This is a genomic window from Amycolatopsis sp. NPDC102522, from assembly GCF_055584485.1.
On record NZ_JBVJLY010000030.1, the window covers coordinates 84,909 to 100,798 of the forward strand.

General features: G+C 70.9%; 12 protein-coding genes. 2 read left to right on the plus strand and 10 right to left on the minus strand.

Annotated features, from left to right (window positions below):
- Window positions 1–45: 45 nt before the first annotated feature.
- From ACZ6YV_RS40390 to ACZ6YV_RS40415, 6 genes are read right to left on the minus strand one after another with little or no spacing between them, the layout of a single operon-like run.
- Window positions 46–687 carry a maleylpyruvate isomerase family mycothiol-dependent enzyme gene (locus tag ACZ6YV_RS40390; RefSeq protein ID WP_465514668.1) on the minus strand — a complete coding sequence of 214 codons (642 nt, stop codon included), beginning with the start codon at window positions 685–687 and terminating at the stop codon, window positions 46–48.
- A gap of 58 nt (window positions 688–745) precedes the next feature.
- The gene (locus ACZ6YV_RS40395) at window positions 746–2,032 is read right to left on the minus strand and encodes a DUF58 domain-containing protein (RefSeq protein WP_465514669.1); all 1,287 of its coding nucleotides are present in this window, start codon (window positions 2,030–2,032) and stop codon (window positions 746–748) included.
- A complete protein-coding gene (locus ACZ6YV_RS40400; RefSeq protein WP_449224189.1) occupies window positions 2,032–2,991 on the minus strand; it encodes an AAA family ATPase in 960 nt (319 codons plus the stop codon). The genes ACZ6YV_RS40395 and ACZ6YV_RS40400 overlap by 1 nt, the downstream gene beginning before the upstream one ends.
- Window positions 2,992–3,026: 35 nt before the next feature.
- Complete coding sequence (locus ACZ6YV_RS40405) at window positions 3,027–4,151, minus strand: DUF4350 domain-containing protein (protein ID WP_465514670.1); 1,125 nt, start codon at window positions 4,149–4,151, stop codon at window positions 3,027–3,029.
- Window positions 4,148–4,789: a DUF4129 domain-containing protein gene (locus ACZ6YV_RS40410; RefSeq protein ID WP_465514671.1), complete on the minus strand. Its 642-nt coding sequence runs from the start codon at window positions 4,787–4,789 to the stop codon at window positions 4,148–4,150. Before ACZ6YV_RS40410 ends, ACZ6YV_RS40405 begins: the two co-directional genes overlap by 4 nt.
- Window positions 4,783–5,904, minus strand: coding sequence for a DUF7847 domain-containing protein (locus ACZ6YV_RS40415; protein WP_465514672.1), 1,122 nt, complete (start codon window positions 5,902–5,904; stop codon window positions 4,783–4,785). The genes ACZ6YV_RS40410 and ACZ6YV_RS40415 overlap by 7 nt, the downstream gene beginning before the upstream one ends.
- 216 nt (window positions 5,905–6,120) lie before the next feature.
- Here ACZ6YV_RS40415 and ACZ6YV_RS40420 point away from each other — a divergent pair, with 216 nt between their 5' ends.
- Complete coding sequence (locus ACZ6YV_RS40420; protein ID WP_465514673.1) at window positions 6,121–7,203, plus strand: neutral zinc metallopeptidase; 1,083 nt, start codon at window positions 6,121–6,123, stop codon at window positions 7,201–7,203.
- 115 nt (window positions 7,204–7,318) lie between these two features.
- On the opposite strand, the gene ACZ6YV_RS40425 is transcribed toward ACZ6YV_RS40420, so the two are convergent.
- Both ACZ6YV_RS40425 and ACZ6YV_RS40430 read right to left on the minus strand, forming a co-directional pair.
- Entirely contained in the window at window positions 7,319–7,726 is a 408-nt protein-coding gene (locus ACZ6YV_RS40425) for a hypothetical protein (RefSeq protein WP_465514697.1), read from the minus strand.
- A 135-nt stretch (window positions 7,727–7,861) separates the two neighbouring features.
- Window positions 7,862–8,938 carry a potassium channel family protein gene (locus tag ACZ6YV_RS40430; protein ID WP_465514674.1) on the minus strand — a complete coding sequence of 359 codons (1,077 nt, stop codon included), beginning with the start codon at window positions 8,936–8,938 and terminating at the stop codon, window positions 7,862–7,864.
- 89 nt (window positions 8,939–9,027) lie between these two features.
- Here ACZ6YV_RS40430 and ACZ6YV_RS40435 point away from each other — a divergent pair, with 89 nt between their 5' ends.
- A complete protein-coding gene (locus ACZ6YV_RS40435; RefSeq protein WP_465514675.1) occupies window positions 9,028–9,414 on the plus strand; it encodes a DoxX family protein in 387 nt (128 codons plus the stop codon).
- Here ACZ6YV_RS40435 and ACZ6YV_RS40440 read toward each other — a convergent pair.
- Both ACZ6YV_RS40440 and ACZ6YV_RS40445 read right to left on the minus strand, forming a co-directional pair.
- On the minus strand, window positions 9,411–12,671 hold the full coding sequence (locus ACZ6YV_RS40440; RefSeq protein WP_465514676.1) for an ATP-dependent helicase: 3,261 nt from the start codon (window positions 12,669–12,671) through the stop codon (window positions 9,411–9,413). The genes ACZ6YV_RS40435 and ACZ6YV_RS40440 overlap by 4 nt on opposite strands.
- Window positions 12,668–15,883: an ATP-dependent helicase gene (locus ACZ6YV_RS40445; protein ID WP_465514677.1), complete on the minus strand. Its 3,216-nt coding sequence runs from the start codon at window positions 15,881–15,883 to the stop codon at window positions 12,668–12,670. Before ACZ6YV_RS40445 ends, ACZ6YV_RS40440 begins: the two co-directional genes overlap by 4 nt.
- Window positions 15,884–15,890 lie beyond the last annotated feature (7 nt).

The following is a 15,890-nucleotide window of genomic DNA, read 5'->3' on the forward strand; positions in this document are numbered from 1 at the left end:
AACCGCCCACGACACCCGCAGCCAACCGGCACCACTCCATCGGGTTCAGCCGAACCGCACGTGGGTCTGCCACAGCTTGAACAGTTCAAGATCACCCGTGACGTCGGTGGCGTCCTTGCGCTGGTAAAGCGCCAGCACCAGATCCGTCAGCGAACCTCGGACGGTCACCGCGGCCCCTCGCCGGCCCCGCTCCCAGCTGACCTCAGAGCCGTCGAGGTCGAGGAACCAGGCGTGCTCCCCCGCTTCGAAACCCACGGACCTTCCAGGACCGAGGATCTCCCGCTTCTCCGGCCGGAACTCGAAGTGCAGCGACAGCGCTTCTAGCTCCATCCACTCGTCGACGGCGTCGAGCGCGACTTCGGGCGAGGCATGGAACTCCAGCCCCGCGGCGAGGGTCGCGTCAGCGCGGTGGACCAGCGTCTCGTGCGTGAACCGGCGCGCGTAGAACGACGCGGTCCGGTAGTGGAACGGCACCCAGACCTCGGCGTCGGGTCCCGCTTCCCGCAGCGCCGACGCCAGCCGGGAAGCGCCGTCCACCAGCCAAGACCCGGGGAGCGGGCCGGAGTCGTCACCGTCGACCCGGCGCACCTGGTCGTCGGGCACCGGCGACGTCGCCCGCGTCCGGACGATCTCCGCACAGTGCCGGTCGAAGCAGTGCCGGTCGGAGCGGTGCCGGTCGAAATCCATCGGGTCCTCCTGATGATCGGTTCACCAGGGGGTCGGAGCCGGTTCGCGGCTCTCGACATCACAGCCGTCCGGCCGCCTTCAGCGCGAGGTAGCGGTCGGCCAGCCGCGGGGGCAGGTCCTCGGGCACGGCGTCGACGACCTCGACCCCGTGCCGCGCCAGCCGCGCGGTGACCTGGCGCCGTTCGGCCAGCACCCGCTCGGCCGCGGCCGCGTCGTAGACAGCTTCCGCATCGCCGCGGCCCGCCGCCATCTCGGCGACCCGCGGGTCCGCCACCGAAGCGATCATCAGCTGATGCCGCGAGGTCAGCTTGGACAGGATCGGGAACAGGCCTTCTTCCAGCGGCGCCGCGTCCAGCCCGGTCAGGAGCACGACCAGCGCGCGCCGCCGGGTCCGTCGCAGCACCTCGGCGATCATCCCCCGCGCGTCGGTCTCGACCAGCGACGGTTCGAGCGGCGCCATCGCGTTCACCAAGGCGGGCAACAGATCCGAAGATCCCTGGACCGCGGCGTGGACCTGCCGGTCGTAGGCCAGGAGGTCGACGCGGTCACCCGCCCGCGCCGCGAGCACGGCCAGCAGCAGGGCCGCGTCCATCGCCGCGTCGAGCCGCGGCGCGTCGCCGACCCGGCCCGCCGAAACGCGGCCGGTGTCGAGGACCAGCACCACGTGCCTGTCGCGTTCGGGGCGCCACGTCCGCACCATGACGTCGGACGCGCGCGCCGAGGCCCGCCAGTCGATCGAGCGGACGTCGTCGCCGATCACGTACTCGCGCAGGGAGTCGAATTCCGTGCCCTGGCCCCGGATCAGCACCGCGTTGCGGCCGTCGAGCTGCTGCAGCCGCGCCAGCCGCGACGGCAGATGCTTGCGGCTGTGAAACGGCGGCAGCACCCGCACGGTCCACGGCACGTCGTGCGAACCCTGCCGCGCCGCGAGCCCCAGCGGCCCTGTCGAGCGGACGGTGACCCTGGCCGCTGTCCGGTCTCCGCGCCGCGTCGGCAGGAGCCGGGTGGTCACGACCCGCCTTTCGCCCGCGGGCAGGGAAAGCCGGTGCCTGTCGTCCGCGCCGGCGCTGGGCGGCCAGGCGTCCCGGAGCCGCGCCCGCACGGGACGGCCACCGGGGTTGGCCACGGTCAGCGTGACCTCGCAGGCTTCCCCGAGCCGCACGGACGTCGCGCCGGACCGCGCGAACACCAGCCGCCGCACACTCCCGGCGAGCACGAGATCCAGTACCACCAACAGGAACAGCACCGCCGCGGCCAGCCCGATCCCGGCCAACGAGGGCAGCAGGAAGCCGACCACCGGCGCCGCGAGGAGCGCCAGCAGCCCGAGCCGCCCGGTGACGGCCATCAGCGTGGAACGGGCACGGACGCGAGGACGCGGTCCAGCACACCGTCGGCGGTCGCGCCTTCGAGTTCGGCTTCGGGCCGCAGATCGAGCCGGTGCCGCAAAGACGGCCGTGCCAAGGCTTTGACGTCGTCCGGCGTGGCGTAGTCACGGCCCGCGAGCCACGCCCACGCCCGGGTCGCGGCCAGCAGTGCCGTCGCGCCACGCGGGGAAACGCCGAGGCGCACGGACGGCAGCGCCCGCGTCGCCCGGCAGACGTCGACGATGTAGGCGAGCACTTCGGGACGCACGGTGACCCCGGCGACAGCGCGCCGCGCGGCGTCCAGCTGGGCGATCCCGGCGACCGGCTGGATCCCGGCCGCGGCCAGGTTCCGCGGGTCGAAACCCTGCGCGTGCCGGGAAAGGATGCCGAACTCGTCCTCGCGGGACGGGGTCGGCATGGTCAGCTTCAGCAGGAACCGGTCCAACTGCGCCTCGGGAAGCGGGTACGTGCCTTCGTATTCGACCGGGTTCTGCGTCGCGATGACGATGAACGGGTCGGGCAGCGGCCGCGTCTTGCCGTCACTGGAGACCTGCCGCTCCTCCATCGCCTCCAGCAGCGACGACTGCGTCTTCGGTGGGGTGCGGTTGATCTCGTCCGCCAGCAGGAGGTTCGTGAACACCGGGCCCTCGCGGAAGGAGAACTCGCCGCTGTGCGCGTCGTAGACGATCGAGCCGGTGATGTCGCCCGGCATGAGGTCCGGCGTGAACTGCACCCGGGTCGTCTTCAGGTCCAGTGCCGCGGCCAAGGCCCGCACCAGCAAGGTCTTCGCCACGCCCGGAACGCCTTCGAGCAGCACGTGTCCCCGGCACAGCAACGCGATGATGAGCCCGGTGACGGCCGCGTCGTTGCCCACCACGGCCTTCCCGACCTCGGCGCGCAGGGCGATCAGCGCCGCCCGCGCTTCGGCCGCACCGTCCACACTGGACTGTCCGGGCTGTCCGGCCTGTTCGGTACTCAAGACCGCTCCACCTCTCGTTCCACGACATCGAGTCCGTCCGCCAGCCGCACCAGCGCGGCGTCGTCTGCGGGCGGATCCCCGTACAACAGCGCGCCGACCTCGGCAGGTGCCCGGCCGGTCCGCGCGGCGACGGATTCCACCAGTGCGGCGGGTTCGGCGTCGCGGGTGAGCCCCAGCAACGGCCGAAGCCGCGCGCGGGCCGCCTCACGCAGGGTTTCCCCGGCGTGCGCGGCGGCCTTCGCCTTGCGATACAACCGTGCCCGTCCCTCGGTGGCCTCGGCCGCGCGCACCACGACCGGGATCGGTTCGGTCACCACCGGCCCCAGCCTCCTGGAACGCCACAACGCCAGCAGCACCACCGCGAACCCGGCCTGCAGGGCCGCGTAGGACCAGCCAGCCGGGATCAGTTCGGACAGCGGCTTCTTCTCGTTCTCCAGCGACGGATCGGCGGGCGTCGGCAGGTACCAGACCAGCCTGTCCTGCTTTCCGAGCAGCCGCATCGCGAGCGCAGCGTTGCCTTCGTCGGCCAGCCACTCGTTGGTCAGCGGCTCGGGACCGCCGAGCACGGTCACCGTCCCTTGTGGACCGGGCACTTCGAGGTACGAACCGCCGTAGCATTCCCGTGCCCTGGGCTGCGTGGCCGCGTACTTCAGGCCGCCCATCGTCGCGCTCCCGGCGGCGAGCGCGTCCTCGACCTGACAGTCGGGAGCGCGAGTCTCGGTTTCGAGCTGACCGCTCACCCGCACCCCGGGGAGGACTTCGTCGACCGTGCCCGGACTCGGCCGCACCAGCACGACGTTCTCGGCATCCCGGCGGATCGCGGTGAAGGTGCTCTTGGGCACGTAGGCGGGCTGGGTGATCAGGACGGTCGCGCCCGCCGCGGCGCCCTTGAGCTCGGCGGCCGTGTGCACCGTGGTGATCTTGACGCCTTCCCGCTCCAGCAAAGTCGCCAGCGCACGGCTGCCGCCGGGTTCGTAGGAACCCGGTTCGAGCACGCCGGTGGTCTGCTCGCCCTGGACGAGGACGAGCAGTGTCCCGGTCAGCACGAGCAGGAAGACGACCGCGAGCGGGAGCCGCACCCCGCGCCAGACCCGGCGGGCGTCGGGCGAGACCGAGGTCATCCGGCCGCCAGCGCGACGGGCCTGGCACGGCGGCAGGCTTCGTCCAATTCGGACAGTGACCGGTAGCCGTCCTCGGTGGCCGGGATCCCTCCATAGTGGACATCGTCGAACAACCGGGCACCGGCGCGCAGCGGCGCGGCGACGTCCGGGAGCAGCCGTCCGGCCTCGTTGGCGGCCTCGTCGGCGGTCCGGCCGGATTTCTCGTCCAGCAGCGCCCGTTCCTCCAGCGACCGCACCACGGCGCGGAAGATCTCACGGACGGCATCGTCGAAGTCACCGCGGGAAGCGGCCTCCTCGGCCGCCTTGCGATGTTCGCCGGAAGCCTTGCGCTGCCCCGCGAACACGGCCCGGCCGCTCTTGGCCGACGTCGCCAAGGGACCGGACCGCAGCCTGATCACCACCACCAGCACGATCAGCACGACGATCAGCAGCAGCACGGCGAAGATCCCGCCGGGCACGGCGCTGTTGACGGTGTCGAGGAAGCTCAGCAGCTTTTCCAGCACCCAGTTGAACGCCTCGGACAGCCAGCTCGGTTTCGCGTTCTGGTATGCCGAACCCGAGAGCTCCTCGGCCGCGCGCAGCCGGGCGGTGTCCCGGTCGATGTCGACCGGGACGTCGGTGAGGAAGCGCGTCACCATGCCTGCGGCGGGGGCGGCGTCGCGATCCCGGCCGCACGGGCCAGCTCGATGTCCATGCCCTCGCGGCGCATCCGCTGGTCGATGTAGAGGATCACGGTCACCAGCGCGGTGAACGGCCCGACGATGGTCTGCGCGATCACCGTGCCCACCGACTGCAGGATCAGGTCACCGGTCGAGGGGATGTACATCTGGTCCAGGTTGCCGAAGATCGACAGGAACGCGCTGAAGCTGAACGGCAGCGTGATGATCGACGCCAGGAACGACGAGACCACGTACGCCAGCAACAGGATCCCGAAGACCCGCCAGAACATGCCCGAGACCAGCTTCACCGACCGGCGGAACGCCTCCATCACGGTGCCGCGTTCGAGGATGAACGCCGGGCTGGCCAGCGCCCAGAAGGTGTAGGGGATGATCGCCGGCAGCAGGCAGAAGATCGCCCCGACCAGGATCGCCAGCGTGTAGAGCACGGTCAGCCCGAGCAGCGGCAACAGCCGCGGCGTCGCCTCCTTGACCGCTTCCTTGAAGACGATCGGCTTGCCGAGGACGGCCTTGCCCATCACGACGGTCAGGAATCCGGTGAGGATGGTCGTCCCGAGCAGGGTGGCGACGAGGGTGATGAACGACGTCGCCAGTGATCCGCCCAGGACGCCGAGCAACTGGTTCATCAGTTCCTGATCGGTGGCCGCCGGGCCGAGATCACGCACCTTCGCGAGATCGCCGCTGGTGTCGACCAGCAGCAACCCGACCAGGTTGAGGGCCGCGGTGAGCACGGCGGTCACCGCGGCGGCGCCGAAGACCATCCGCCAGTACCTGCGCATGGCCGTGATCGCGCCGTCGAGGATGTCGGTCAGGTTCAGCGGGCGCAGCGGGATGACCCCGGGCCTGCCGAGACCGACCTTCCAGTTCGCGTACTGCTGCCGCGGCGGCTGATAGGACGGCAGCGGAGGCGGCGGCGTGGCCCCGGACGGGGACTGCCACTGCTGTTCCGGCGCCGGCGGCAGCGGCTCACCCTGCGGCGGCGTCGGTGCGTCCGCCTGCGGCTGTGCCGATTGGTCCGCCTGCGGCTTCGGCGTCTCGGTGCCTTCCGGCCCGGACGGTCCGCCGGTCTCCGTCATGCGACAGCCCCTTACCCGTTCACGTTGCTTACGCACACTCTTCCAGAGGGTCCGACACCCAGCCAGAGCTGGGGGGACGACACTGATGGGTGACCACTCGCCTCACCCTGGATACCCTCTGCAGCCAAGCAGTGGGAGGGGAGGCCGTTAGCTCGTTATGCTGAACATCGGACCGGGTACCCCCGGTTCGCCCCTAGAACCACCGGGACCGACTTGATGACGCAACCGCCCCACGGCCAGTGGCCGCCACGCGGCGCCGTCCAGCCACCGCCGGTGCACGGCCAGCCCCCTGCCCAGTGGCACGGCGCGCCGCACCAGTTCCCGCCGCCGCCGCGCCGGTCCGTCGGCGCGATCGTCGGCATCTGCCTCGGCGCGGTCGCCGTCCTGGTTCTCGGCCTGGTCGCGATCGTTTCACTCAGTCGTGACGGCAACGATCACGTAGCGAACGCGGGCTACAGCACCCTGCCGAATCCGACCTCGGCCGCGGAACTGCCGCCGAGCGGGTCCGCGTCACCCTCGTCCTCGACGAACCCGTTCCCGACGTCGCCGACCAAGGCGCCGTCCTCTTCGAGCGGGCCGCAGAAGGTCCTCAAGCTCGGCGACCACCCGATCCTCCAGGATCCCAACGCCGGACTGCGGAACCGCGTCTGCGCGCTGCCGCAGTGGCAGAGCAGCCAGCAGGCCGCCGAAGCGTTCTTCACCGCGGCGGGCAAATGCCTCGACAACGCGTGGGGCCCGTTCCTCGACGCCTACAAACTGCCGTTCACCCCGCCCGCCCTGCACTTCCCGACCGGCGCCAGCTTCGAAACCGAATGCGGCACGATCCAGGTGGGAATCGCGACGGCGGCGTACTACTGCGAGAACAACCTCTACGTGCCGTTCCGCGGTCTGCAGACCGATCAGTACGGCAACAACCCCGGCGTCTACCTCGCCCTTTTCGCGCACGAGTACGGGCATCACGTGCAGGAGGTCGCCGGGCTGATGGACGCGGCCTGGCAGAAGATCTACGACGCGGGCCAGAACAGCCCCGCCGGGCTGGAGATGTCGCGGCGCAAGGAACTGCAGGCGCAGTGCTTCTCCGGGATGTTCCTCGGCGCGCACGTCGACCAGGGCGGCACGGTCAGCCGCGACATGTACAACAAGGCCTGGAACGACCAGGAGACCCGGGGCGACAACACCTCGCGCAGCCAGGACCACGGGACGAACGCGCATTACGCGTCCTGGTGGCGGGCGGGTGCGAGCAACAACCGGATCGCCGACTGCAACACCTTCTCGGCCCCGGCCAGCGCCGTTTCCTGACTTTTGCGAAGTACGTGAAGGCCCCCTTCATTGCGCTAGGCGCAATGAAGGGGGCCTTCACGTACTTGGGTGGTCGCTCGGCTGGTCACCCTCGGTCGGGGTTCAGGCACGGGGGTCAGGCAGCCACGGGGACGCGCGGTCCGCGCAGCACCAGGAAGACGTACATCCCGCCCGCGAAGCAGCTGAACACCAGCAGGGCCAGCCCCAGCGGCCGCCGCCCGTCGCTGGCGCCCGCCGTCGTGTCGACCGCGTGCACCGCGATCCCGTCCCCCGAAGCACCGTCAGGGACGACGACGTCGATGCGCTCGCCCTTGCCGTGCCCGCAGCCGTTGAGCGACCCCACGACCGGCTTGCCGCCGAATTCGAACTTGACCTTCTCGCTGGCCCCGCCGCCCGTACAGGGCGCGGGCTCGACGACCTCGGCCTGCACGGTCGTCCCCTGAGTGTCGTTCGTGATACCGAACAGGCCCGGCCCGGCGAACCAGGCCAGGAAGATCACCAGCAGGACGGCACCGGCCGCCACGGCCAGGGAGTTCCACCCCGGGGTGAGCCCTCTGGCGGGGTCCGATCGCTTGCGCACGCTCGCCATGCTCCCAGAACCTCGCGGCAAAACACAGGAGCCCTCTGGTTCAGGGAGGGTGATATCAAAGCTCCCCCGCTACCGCTCGATCGTCTCCGCGGCGGTCACCTTCCGGATGTACAGCAGCTTGTCCCCCGGCTCGATCGCGTCGGCCTGCGGAGCGTCCACGCGGTACAGGACGCCGTCGCGGACGACGCCCAGCACGATGTCCGGCAGGTGCCGCGGCGAACCGCCCTCTTCGGACGGTTCAACCGGGCGTTCGGCGATCGCGAGGCCGGACTCGGGGGTGAGCAGGTCCTCGACCATGTCGACCACCAGCGGTGTCGACGTCGCCATGCCGAGCAGGCGTCCGGCGGTCTCGCTCGACACCACGACCTGGTTCGCACCGGACTGCTTGAGCAGGTGGACGTTCTCCGCCTCCCGCACCGACGCCACGATGTGCGACTTCGGCGCCAGTTCGCGCGCGGTCAGCGTGACCAGCACCGCGGTGTCGTCCCGGTTCGGGGCGACGACGACGGCCTTGGCCCGCTGCACGCCGGCGACGCGCAGGACGTCGGCGCGAGTGGCCGAACCGTGCACGGTCACCAGGCCGAGTGACGTCGCCGCTTCCAGTGCCTGCTGGTCGGTGTCGACGACGACGATGTGGTCGGGCTCGACGCTCTCGTCCCCGAGCAGCGCGTTGACCGCCGACCGGCCCTTCGTGCCGAATCCCACGACGACCGTGTGGTCACGCACCTTCGTCCTCCACTTTTGGATCTTGAAAGCCTGCCGGGAGCGCTCGGTGAGCACTTCGAGTGTGGTACCGACCAGGACGATGAGGAACAGCACCCGCAGGGGGGTGATCACCAGGACGTTCACCAGCCGCGCGGACGACGTCGCGGGCGCGATGTCGCCGTAACCCGTGGTCGACAGCGACACGGTCGCGTAATAGAGGCTGTCGAGGAAGCTCAGCCCGTCGCCGTTGGTGTCGCGGTAGCCGTCCCGGTCGAGGTAGACGATCAGGACGGTCGCGAGCAGGGCGAGCATCGCGCCGATGATCCGTTTGAGGATCGACCGCAGCGGGCTGACCGTCAGTTCCGGCATCCGGATCACGCCGACGAGCTCGTGGTCCGGGCGGTCGCTCAGCCGGACCGGGAAACGCTTGAGAACCCTCATGCACAGGCTCCGGCCTGGTCCGCGTCACTCACGGTCGCCGAGGATAGCCGACGAACCTTACGTTCAGCGCGGTATGCGAAGCTCAGGGCATGTCTTCGGATTCCCAGCCGTCTCAGCGGCCCGCTTATTTCCTCGCCGGCCTGCTGGGCGCGGCCGGTGTCCTGCACTTCGTCCAGCCGAAGCCCTTCGACGCGATCATCCCGAAGCAGCTCCCCGGCTCGGCCCGGGCGTGGACCTACGGCTCCGGTGTGGCCGAGCTGGGCGTCGCCGCCGCGGTCGCCGCGCCGAAGACGCGACGTCTCGGCGGGCTCGCGGCCGCGCTGCTGTTCGTCGTGGTCCTGCCGGGGAACGTGAAGATGGCCGTCGACGCCGACCGCCGGAAGGCCCCGAAGCACTGGCGAGCGGCCTTCTGGGCCCGCGTCCCGCTGCAGATCCCGCTGGTGACCTGGGCGCTGAAGGTCCGCGACCGCGCCTAGGGCGTGGGGACGCTCCGCAGGAGGTTCCGCAGGCCTTCGGCGTCCAGTAGATCCGCCGGGCGGACGGTCTTGTCGTGTTTCACGTAGTGGAACGCCGCCCGCACCTTCTCCACGGGGATCTTCTTCAAGGCCGCCCACGCCAGCCGATACGCCGCCAGCTGCACGGCCAGCGACTCGAGCCGGTCCTTGTCCGGGACGCCGCCGGTCTTCCAGTCGACGACGGTCCAGCCACCGTCGGGATCGGCGAACACGGCGTCCATCCGCCCGCGCAGCGTCACACCCACCACGTCGGCCGAGAACGGGATCTCGACGGCGTGCGGCACCCTGTTCGCCCACTCGCTCTTCTCGAACGCGGTCTGCAACGCCTCCAGCTCCGAATCGGGCGCCTCGTCGACGTCCGCCGCCCCCGGCAGATCGTCGATCTCCAGCAGCTGCTCGCCGCCGAACCGCTGCTCCAGCCACCCGTGGAACGCCGTCCCCCGACGCGCGTAAGTGTTGGGGCGCACGGGAAGCGGCCGCCGCAGCCGTTTGGCCAGCGCGGCCGGGTCCGCCGACAGCTCGACCAGCTGACTCACCGAAAGATGCGGCGGCAGCACGACCTGCTGCACCCGGTCCCGCGCCCGCGCCCGCTCCTCCAAGAGCACCTTGGTGTCGGAGATCCAGCCGTCCGGATCGTCCTCTTCCTCGGTGTCTTCCGCGTCTTCGGTGTTTTCCATCGCGCCGAGAACCATGTCGACCCCGTTGGTGACGCCCTCGCGACGCGGCCACAGCGGATCGACCGGCCACCGCGACCGGCGGGAGTCCGCGACCAGCGGATTCTGCCCGTCGGCCTCGGGCTCGTCCGCCCAGTGCTCGATCCGGCCGACCGAGTTCTCCCGCATCACCTCACCGATTTCGAGCAGGAACTCCGACGGCCCCTTCGGCCGTGCGCTGCTCTCGTTCCACCAATGGCCGGAAATCAGCGTCGTGTGCTCGGAGCGGGTCAGCGCGACGTAACAGAGCCGCCGTTCCTCGTCCGCTTCCCGCGCGACGAAGCCCTCTTCGTGCAGCTCCAGCGCTTCCTGGACTTCCTTGCGGTCATAGCCTTCCGCGACCCGCAGCTCCGGCAGGTCCTCCGAGTCCCCGCGCAACGCGGCAGGCAACGAGGTCGACGTCCGCAGCCACGACGACGAGCGCCGCCTGCCGGGGAAGACCTCCTTGACCAGGTGCGGAATCGCGACGATGCGCCATTCCAGCCCCTTGGCCGAATGCACGGTCAGCACCTGGACCCGGTCCGGCACGACTTCCACCTCGCCGGGGGTGAGCCCGTCCTCCGCGTGCGCGGCCGTGTTCAGGTAGTCCACAAAGGACAAAAGAGTGGCCGTCGGCGAAGTCTCGGCGAAATCCGTGACGACGTCAGCGAAAGCGTCCAGATGCGCGCGCCCGGCGGGCCCCGGCCTGGCCAGCGACTCGACGTCGAGCAGCATGGTGCGTTCCACGTCGGCGACCAGTTCCGGCAACGACTGGTCGAGTCGGCGGCGCAACGCCGAAAGCTCGTTGCCGACGCGCCGGATCCGCCGGTAGCCCTCGGGCGAATACCGTTCCGGTGTCCCGGGATCGTCGATCGCGTCGGCGAGCCCGGCCTGTTCGACCCGTTCGGTCACCAGCACCGGTTCGTCCACATCGGACTTTCCCGAAGGCGGCACCGGCGAGGAGAGCTCGCCCGCGCGGCGCCACAACGCCGCGAGGTCTGCCGCCGCGATCCGCCAGCGCGCCCCGGTCAGCAACCGGGCGGCCGCGCTGCCCGCGAGCGGATCGGCGAGCACCCGCAACGTACTGACCAGGTCCGCGACCTCGGGTTCGTCGAGAAGGCCGCCGAGTCCGACGACCTCCACGGGAAGACCGCGTGCCCGCATCTCGGCCGCGATCGGCGCCATGTCCGCGCGACGGCGCACCAGCACCGCGGCCGTCGGTGGTTTTCCGGTCTCCTCCACGGTTTCGAACCAGCGTTTCGCCACCGCGTCGGCCACCCACTCGCGTTCGGCGCGGACGTCCGGCAACAGCGCGGTGGCGATGTCGGCCGTTCCCGCGCCTTCCAGCGCGCGCAGCCGCGCGACACCGAGACCGCGCTCCCGCAACGGTTGTGAGATCGCGTTCGCGAGTTCGAGCACCTCGGGCGGGTTGCGGAAACTGGTCAGCAGCCCGAAATCCAGTGCCGGGACGAGCCGTTCGCCGTTGTCACGGGGGAAGTCCGTGGTGAACCGGGGCAGGTTCGCCGCGCTCGCCCCGCGCCAGCCGTAGATGGCCTGTGCCGGGTCGCCCACCGCCGTCACCGGCATCGGCGGATGTTCGACGCCGCCGAACAGCGACCGCAGCAGGATCCGCTGGGCGTGCCCGGTGTCCTGGTACTCGTCGAGCAGGACGGCGCCGTACCGCTCGCGTTCCCCCGCGACCACCGCCGGATAGTTGTCGGCGAGCTGCGCGGCCAGCGACATCTGGTCGGCGAAGTCGAGCGCGCCTTCGGCCCGTTTGCGCGTGTGATACGCCTCGACAAGCGGCAGGAGGGCGAGCCGGAACCGTTGCGCCGTCATGACTTCGGCCAGTTTCTGCGGCAGGGAAGCGCGCTGCCCCTTGGCCCGCGGCGCCTTCTCGATGACGTCGCACAGCCACGACGTGTACTGCGCCAGCCGTTCGGTCTCGACCAGGTGCTCGCCGAGTTCCCCGGCCAGCGCCAGCAACTGCGCTGTCACCGTGGAGGGCACGCGATCGGTGTCGAGATCGTTGTCCCAAGTGGACACCACGCGATGGGAGAACTGCCACGAAGACGTCTCCGAAAGCAGCCGGACCCCGGGCTGGACAGGCAGCCGCAGACCGTGTTCGGACAGCAGCCGCCCGGCGTACGCGTGATAGGTGAGCACCGTCGGCTCCCCGGCTGTCACCGTCATGCGCAGGTCGCCGGTCGGGTCGATCTTGTCGAGCAGCCCCGATCCGACCAGACGCCGCAGCCGGGTGCGCACGCGTTCCCCGAGCTGGCGGGCGGCCTTGCGGGTGAAGGTCAGGCCGAGGACGCGTTCCGGCGGCACGACGCTGTTGGCCACCAGCCACACGACCCGCGCGGCCATCGTCTCGGTCTTGCCCGCGCCGGCCCCCGCGACGACCAGCGACGGCTCGATGGGGGCGGCGATGACCTCGGCCTGTTCGTCGGTCGGGCTGTGCAGGCCGAGCGCGCGGGCGATCTCGCCTGGTTCGACCTGGCGGCGCTGGAGTTCGGAGATCAAGGACCGGTCACCTGCCTGCCCTCGGGCCGCAGCGGACAGCAACCCCTTGCCGGGCAACGATCACAGTCCGGGTTCTCGGTGACCCCGTACTCCGGGCCCGCGGCGGATCCGGCGGCCGAACGCACCAGTTCGAGCCACTGCTTGCCGCCGTCCTCGTCCAGCGGCGCCTGCTCACGCTGGGTGGATCCGGTCTTGTTGTTGGACTTCGCGACGTAGACCAGCCGCGCGCCACCGGGTTTCGAACCGCCCTCGACCGCGCCGAGCAGCACGGCCAGCTGGTACGCGGCCAGCTGCGGATGCTCCTCGGCGTCGGCGGCGGAGATCGGGACCTTGCCGGTCTTGATGTCGATGACGACGGGGCGGCCGTCCTTGTCCATCTCGACGCGGTCGACCCGGCCGCGCAGGAGCACGCGGACGTCGTCCTCCCCCATGGGCAGCTCGACCTCGATGTCCTGCTCGACCCCGGCCTCGATCAGCTCCCGACGGCTGGATTCCAGCCAGGAGATGAAGTTCCGCAGCATCTGCTCGACCCGGGACCGCTCGCGGCGCGAGAACCACGGCGCCCCCGCGTCGACCCGCACCCACGCCTCGTCGAGGGCCGCGCGGATCTGTTCGTCGCTGCTGCCGCCCGCGACGGCCTGCGCGAGCCCGTGCACCAGGGTCCCGGTGACGGCGGCGAGTTGCGCCGGGTCACTGCCGCCGTGGCGTTCGATCAGCCACCGCAGCGGACATTTGACCAGAACCTCCACAGTGGACGGTGAGATGCGGATGAGGTCACCCGGCCCGTGCACGGGTTCGCTGGTGGAAGGTTCCAGCAGGCCGTACCAGGTGCCCGGATGCGCGCCCGGCACCCCGGCGGCGGCCAGTTTCGCGAGCTGACGCGCCGCCCGCTGCCGTCTTTCCGGCTCACTCGACTCATCACAGACGACCTCGCGCAGCTCGCCGACGAGTTCGGCGAGCACCAGCGAACGCCCCGCCGGCTTCATCCGCGAGTCGAGGCCGCCGTCGTCCGCGCCGTTCTCCTCCAGGTCGTCGATGAACCGCGAAGGCTGCTCATCCTCCCCCGCGACCGCGCTGACCAGCAACGTCTTCCGCGCGCGGCTCGCAGCGAGGTAGAACAGCCGTCGTTCTTCGGCGAGAATCGGGGCGGTGGCGGACACCTTCTCGTCGTCGACGCCGGACATGAGGTCGACCAGCCGTTCCACGCCGAGCACGGAACCGCGCAGCCGCAGATCCGGCCAGCTGCCCTCCTGGACCCCGGCGATCGAAACGACCGTCCACTCGCGACCGGCGGACGCGTGCGCCGTGAGCAGCGAGACACCCTCGCTCTTCATGGCCGCGGGTGCCAGCGTGCCACCGGCGATGTTCTGCGAGGACAGGTAATCCGCGAACGAAGCGACACTCGCCCTCGGCAACCTGTCGACATAGCGACCGGCCGCGTCGAAGAGCGCGACGATCGCGTCGAGATCCCTGTCCGCCTGCGAGCCCAGGGAACCGCCGCGATCGACCAGGCGCAGGAACCGCTGCTCCAGACCGCTGTCCTGCCACAGCTCCCACAGCACCTGCTCGACGCCTTCACCGCGCACCACGGCCTGGTGTGCCGCGTGCAGCAGGCCACCGATCCGGCGCATCGGCAGCGACTCGACCTCGGCGAGCCCGGTGAGGACGTCGTTGGTGCGCAAGGCTTCCACCAGCAACTCGTCACTGGATCGCTGGCCCCCGCCTGCGAGCTCCAGCCTTCGCAGACCACGGCGCAGCCGTCGCAGGGCGAGCGGATCCGCGCCGCCCAGGGGCGAGGACAGCAGCATCTCGGCGAGGTCGACGTCGAGCAGTTCCGGATCGGCGGCGAGCCGCAGCATCGCCAGCAACGGCCGGACGGCGGGTTGTTTCGCGAGCGGCAGTTCCTCGGTGGCCGAACCGATCGGCACCCCGGCCGCCCGCAGCGCACGTTGCAGGACAAGGAAGGTACGGGCAGGCGACCGGACGAGCACCGCCATCTCCGACCACGGCACGCCGTCGACGAGATGCGCGCGGCGAAGCTGATCGGCGATCCAGCTGGCCTCGCCGGCGGGGGTCGGCATCAGGCGGACGCGGACGGCGCCGCCCTCGGCGTCCGGCGCGTCGACGAGCTTGCGCTGCGGCGACGAGCCGGGCAGCCCGGAGCCGAGTTTCGTGACGGCCGTGCGGATCACCGGGGCGAGCCTGTGCGCGGTGGTCAGCAGGACCGTGCGATCGCCGTCTTCGTCCGCGTCGGCGAACAGCCGGGGATCCGCGCCGCGGAAGGAGAACACGGACTGATCGGGGTCGCCCGCGACGACGAACTCGTCGGCCGCGTGCCCGATGAGCCGGATGAGCTGGGTCTGCAACGGGTCGAGATGCTGCGCGTCGTCGACGAACAGGTGCCGGACCCGGCGCTGCTCGCGTTCGCGCAGTTCGGGGTCGTCCTCCAGCGCCAGCAGCGCCGACGTGACGAGTTCCGCCGCGTCCAGCGCGGGCGCGCTCGCGACGCCGAGCGCGTTGCCGCCCGCGCCCTGCAGCAGCGTGACCTCTTCGTACTGGCTCCAGAAGTGCCCCGCGGCGATCCACTCTTCGCGGTCACGCCGCCTGCCCAGCTCGACCAGGTCCTCCGGGCCGAGCCCGCGTTCGGCGGCGCGGAGCAGGAGGTCTCGCAGTTCCTCGGCGAACCCGGGCACGTTCAACGCGGGCCGCAGCTGCTCCGGCCAGTCGAGCGCGCCCGCTTCGAGGTCACCGGCGAGCAGGTCGCGGACGACGACGTCCTGCTCCGCTCCGGCCAGCAGGCGAGGCGGCGGGAGTTCGTCGGCCTGCGCCTCCATGCGCAACAGCGCGTACGCGTACGAATGCACCGTGCGCACGAGCGGCTCGCGGATCGTGCGCGGCAGCGGATCCTCTTCCGGATCGGTGGTGAGCCGGTGGGTGATGTCGGCGCGCAGGACGTCGGCCGCCTTGCGGGACGTGGTCAGGATGAGCACACTCTCCGGGTTCGCGCCCTCCGCGATGCGCCGCGAAGCCGCCGACGCCAGCAAGGCCGTTTTACCCGTGCCCGGACCGCCGAGGACCCTTCGGAAGCCGTCCGGGGCGGCCAGCAGGCGGCGGGCGCCCGCATCCCACTGGAACGACGGCGTGCCGGTGACCGGCGTGCGGACCAGCCGCGCGTCGGTTCCTGCCGCTGTTCGCCGCCCGTTCACGCCCACGATGGAA